Annotated in this window: 4 protein-coding genes; 1 reads left to right on the forward strand and 3 read right to left on the reverse strand. The window is 69.4% G+C overall.

Annotation, left to right across the window (positions count from 1 at the left end):
- Both ACFDSW_RS11225 and ACFDSW_RS11230 read right to left on the reverse strand, forming a co-directional pair.
- A partial coding sequence (locus ACFDSW_RS11225; RefSeq protein ID WP_375250381.1) for an aldo/keto reductase occupies positions 1-643 on the reverse strand: 643 nt, incomplete at its 3' end.
- Entirely contained in the window at positions 621-1883 is a 1263-nt protein-coding gene (locus tag ACFDSW_RS11230) for a dicarboxylate/amino acid:cation symporter (RefSeq protein WP_375250382.1), read from the reverse strand. The genes ACFDSW_RS11225 and ACFDSW_RS11230, both read right to left, overlap by 23 nt.
- Positions 1884-1951: 68 nt before the next feature.
- Between ACFDSW_RS11230 and glmM the strand changes: the two genes are divergently transcribed.
- Entirely contained in the window at positions 1952-3289 is a 1338-nt protein-coding gene (gene glmM / locus ACFDSW_RS11235; RefSeq protein WP_375250383.1) for a phosphoglucosamine mutase, read from the forward strand.
- Positions 3290-3313: 24 nt separating this feature from the next.
- Here glmM and ACFDSW_RS11240 read toward each other — a convergent pair whose 3' ends face one another.
- Complete coding sequence (locus ACFDSW_RS11240) at positions 3314-4960, reverse strand: Na+/H+ antiporter (RefSeq protein ID WP_375250384.1); 1647 nt, start codon at positions 4958-4960, stop codon at positions 3314-3316.
- Positions 4961-5168: the final 208 nt, after the last annotated feature.

Here is a 5168-nt window from a genome sequence, read left to right on the forward strand (position 1 = left end):
TCACCTGCCCGGTCAGGAACCCGCGACCCAGTGGACTGTAGGGGACGAAACCGACCTTCAGTTCGCGCGCGGCCGGTAGGATTTCGGCCTCGATATCGCGCTCCCACAGGGAATATTCGGATTGCAGCGCGGCGATCGGGTGCACCGCCGCGGCACGGCGCAGCGTCTGCTCGCCTGCCTCGGAAAGGCCGATATGACGGATCTTGCCCGCCTGCTTGAGGTCGACGAGCGTGCCGACGACATCCTCGATCGGCACGTCGGGATCGACGCGATGTTGATAGAACAGGTCGATCGTCTCGATCCCCAGCCGCGCGAGCGACCCGTCGCAGGCGCGGCGGATATTGTCGGGCGTGCTGTCAGGGACGAACGGCCCCTTCGCGCCAACCAGGCCGAATTTGGTGGCGATGACCAGCCCATCGCGCTTGCCCGCGATCGCGCGGCCGACAATCCGTTCGTTCTCTTCGGGGCCATAGACTTCGGCGGTGTCGAAGAAGGTGACGCCCAGTTCGATCGCACGGTGGATCGTCGCGATCGATTCGTCGAGATCGGCGCTGCCGTAGTTGATCCGTCCCGCCGCCATCGGCATGCAGCCGATCCCGAGCGCGGAAACGGTCAGGCCGTCACCCAGTTGGCGGGTCTTCATCCTCGGTCTCCTCGCTGCGGCGCGATCCCCGCCCCAGCAGCGCGGTCGTCGCCAGATCCATCGTGACGTTGCCGACAGTACGCATGATATCGGGAATCGTCTCCACTGCGACCAGCAAGCCCAACGGGGCCAGCGGCGCGCCGATCGTTCCCGCGATCGGCGCGATCGCGCTGACATAGCTGACCGTGCCCGGCAGGCTGACCGAGCCGAGCGAGGTCAGCGTCGCGACGACGACGCCGATCGCCAGCGTGGCGGGGGATAGCGGCACCCCGAACCAGGTGGCGACATAGATCGCCACCGCCAGATTCATTGCCGGCCCGGTGGCGCGGAAGATCGCCACCGCCAGCGGCAGCGTGACCCCGGCGGTGGCGACCGGCACGCCGAGCGCGCGCGCGCCTTCCAGCATCGCGGGCAGTGAGGCGAGCGAGCTTTGCGTGCTGATCGCCACCGCCTGAGACGGCAGCGCGGCGCGCACGAACGCCCCGGGGGCGACGCGCGCGCCGAACAGCGCCAGCGGATAGGCGAGCAGCAGGACCGCGAAGCCGACCGCGACCACCGTCAGGATATAATGGACCAGCGCGCCGAACGCGCCCGTGCCGGCCCGCGCGCCGACCACCAGCGCCAACGCGAAGACGCCCAGCGGCGCGATCCACAATATCCAGTCGATCACCACCAGCATCGTATCGCGCAGCGCGGTGAAGAAGCGCACCAGCAGCGCGCGATCGTCGCTGGCGATCCGCGCCATCGCGAAGGCGAAGACCAGTGTGAAAATGATGACCGAGAGAAAGGCGTCGCTGGCGGACGCCTTGACGATATTCGTCGGCACGATCCCGGCGAAGAACTCGCCGAGCGGCGGCACCGGCGGAATCGTCCCCACCTGCGACAGCGCGGCGCGCAGGGCGGCGGCCGAGGTGGCGGGCAGCGGCACCAGCGTCAGGAACAGCGGGGTCAGCAACGCCGCGATCGAAGCGGACACGAACAGCAGCGTCACGTACAGCGCGATCGCGCGCCCCGCCAGCCGGCCGGCCTTTGCCGCCTCGGCGGTGGCGGCGACCCCGGTGACCAGCAGCGACACCACCAGCGGCACGATCGTCATCTGCAATCCGTGCAGCCATGCGGTGCCGATCGGCTCCGCCACCGCGGTGACCCCCGGCACGGACGTCGGGACGAAGCTGGCGAGCGCGATGCCCGCGAACAGCCCCGCCAGCAGCGAAACCAGGATGCGTGAGGCTTGTGTCATCTTCCGGCAATCGCCCTTTCACGGCAACGTCGCTATGCAATGCGCGACGGGAGCGAACGGAAGGCGTGATGGCAAGGAAATATTTCGGAACGGACGGCATTCGCGGGCTGACCAACACCGGCGCGATGACCGCCGAGATGGCGATGAAGGTCGGCATGGCGGCGGGACGCTACTTTCTGCGCGGCGGGCATCGCCACCGGGTGGTGATCGGCAAGGATACGCGCCTGTCGGGCTATATGCTCGAATCGGCATTGCAGGCGGGGTTCACCAGCGTCGGCATGGACGTCACGTTGGTCGGCCCGATGCCGACCCCGGCGGTGGCGATGCTGACGCGCTCGATGCGCGCCGACATGGGCGTGATGATTTCGGCCAGCCACAATCCGTTCGCGGACAACGGTATCAAGCTGTTCGGCCCCGATGGCTATAAATTGTCGGACGAGGCGGAGCTTGCGATCGAAAGCGCGATCGACGGCGATGTGCCGCTGGCGCCGCCCAATGAGATCGGCCGTGCCAAGCGCATCGAGGATGCGCGCGGCCGCTACGTCCACTTCGCCAAATCGACCTTCCCGAACGACCTGCAGCTGGATGGGATGCGGATCGTCGTCGATTGCGCCAACGGTGCCGCCTATCAGGTCGCGCCGGAGGCGTTGTGGGAGCTGGGCGCCGATGTGGTGCAGATCGGCGTCTCCCCCAACGGCCTCAACATCAACGACAAGATCGGCTCGACCCACCCGGAGGCGCTGGCTGCCAAGGTGGTGGAGGTGCGCGCCGATATCGGCATCGCGCTCGACGGCGATGCCGATCGGCTGATCGTCGTCGACGAGAAGGGGCACGTCGTCGACGGTGATCAGCTGATGGCGGCGATCGCTAGCGGCTGGGCGCATGCCGGCCGGCTGCGGGGTGGCGGGCTGGTCGCGACGGTGATGTCCAACCTGGGGCTGGAGCGGTATCTGGCGACGCAGGGGCTGGAGCTGATCCGTACCAAGGTGGGCGATCGCTACGTGCTGGAGGCGATGCGGCGGCAGGGCTATAATGTCGGCGGTGAGCAATCGGGGCATATCATCCTGTCGGACTATGCCACCACCGGCGACGGTCTGGTCGCGGCCTTGCAGGTGCTGGCCGAGATCCGCCGCACCGGGAAGCCCGCCAGCGAAGTGCTGCACCGTTTCGATCCGCTGCCGCAACTGTTGAAGAACGTGCGCTTCGCCGGTGGCAAGCCCCTCGATGCCGACAGCGTCAGGTCGGTCATCGCGGCGGCGGAGGCGGAACTCGATGGCGCGGGGCGGCTGGTGATCCGCCCGTCGGGCACCGAGCCGGTGATCCGCGTGATGGCGGAAGGCGACGATCCCCAGATCGTGGAGCAGATCGTCGACCGCATCTGCGAGGCGGTGCGCAAGGCGGCGTAGCCGGCGGGCGCGGGCAGGGCGCGGCTAGCCCGACAATCGGGTCAGCCGCGCGTCGGCGAGATCGAGTTCGCGGCCGAGCTGTTCGGCCACCGACTGGCCGATCCGGCGCTGCCGTGCGAGCGCGAACAGCGCCTCGCGCTCGGCGCGGATGGCGGCGAGGCGAAGGTCACGCTCGATCGCGAGGTCCTGACGCTGTTCGGCGCGCGTCTCCGCATCGGCGCCCAGGCTGTCGAGGCGCTCGCGATACTGATCGATCACCCGCGCCGCGATATCGAGATAGCGATCGGCATCGTCGCTGGCTTCGGCCATTTGATGCTGTACCCGCTCGACCTCGGCGATCGCGGCTTTGGCGGTGACGGTGCGGGCATGATCGCGTTCGCCCGCCGCCCCTTCGTCGACCGGCAGGCGCAGGCCGTTGAGCAGCAGGGGCAGCGCCACCGCCGCGATCAGCAGCGTCGCCAGGATGACGCCCGAGGCGAGCAGGATGACCAGATCGCGCGCCGGGAAGGGCGAGCCGTCGGCGACCGTCAGCGGCAGCGTCAGCGCGCCCGCCAGCGTGATGGCGCCGCGCGCGCCAGCGACCGACATCGCCGCGACGATCCTTCCCGGCGGGCTGCTGGCGAGCGGATCGTTGCGCCGCGCGCGGAACAGCGTCAGCTGCAGCGACACATGCACCCACAAGTAGCGCAGCACCGCCAGCGCCGCGACGATCGCCGCGACATCGGCAAGCAGCCACCACGCGCTGCCGTGCCCGGTCGCCAGCACCGTGGCGCGCGCGCCGACGAACAGGCTCGGCAATTGCTCGCCCAGCAGCACGAAGATCACGCCGTTGAGCGTGAATTGCAGCATGTCCCACACCGCACGGCGGCGAATCCGCGTGGCGGCGCCGACGGTCGCGCCGCCGCTCGCGAAGGTCATCGTGATGCCAGCGGCGGCGGCGGCGAGCACGCCGGAGGCATGCATTTCCTCCGCCGCCAGATACGCGCCGAACGGGATCAGCAGGCTGATCAGGATGTTAGACCCTTGATCGTCGCCGAAGCGGTGCGCGAACAGCGCCTTGCCCCGCACCGCGATCCACGACATCGCCACCCCGGCGGCGACCCCCACCACCGCCATCCAGGCGAACGATATCGCGGCGTTCGATAGCGAGAAGCTGCCGCTGACCGCGGTGGCGATCGCGAACCGCAGGCAGACGAGGCCCGAGGCATCGTTGAGCAGCGATTCGCCCTCCAGGATGTGCATCATCCGCTTCGGGACGGGCGCCTTCTGCGCGATCGCGCCGACCGCGATCGGGTCGGTCGGCGACACCACCGCCGCGAGCGCGAAGGCGACCGGCACCGGGATCGCGGGGACGAGCCAGTGGATGAACAGTCCGACGCCCAGCACGGTGAGGAACACCAACCCCAGGGCCAGCCCCAGCACCGTCCTGCCGTCACGAAACAGTTCGTCCTTGGGGATCCGCCAGCCGTCGAGGAACAGCAGCGGCGGGACCAGCAACAGGAAAAACAGCTCGGGATCGAGGTCGACGCGGACACCCGCGAACGAGCCGATCAGCGCGCCGAACGCGATCTGCACGATCGGTCGCGGCAAGGCGGAGGGCAGCAGGCGCGCGAATATCCCGCTGGCGACGACGGCCAGCAACAGGATCAGGCAAAGGGTGACGATCTCCACTCGATACGGTCTCCTGGGCGGGGGGTGATCGATTGACAGGCGGGTCGGGCGTGCGTGTTTCGGCCTGGCGACCAGCCGGCAACATAGGCCATCGGGCCCCCCCCCCCCGGGCCGCCCCCCCGCCCCCCCCCGGCCGGCCCCCCCGCGCGCCCCCGGGGCGGGGGGGGGGGGGGGGGGGCGGGCCCCCCCCCACCGACCACGCGAGGCC

The sequence above is a fragment of the Sphingomonas sp. genome, from assembly GCF_042091075.1.
In the GTDB taxonomy this organism is placed as follows: Bacteria; Pseudomonadota; Alphaproteobacteria; order Sphingomonadales; family Sphingomonadaceae; genus Sphingomonas.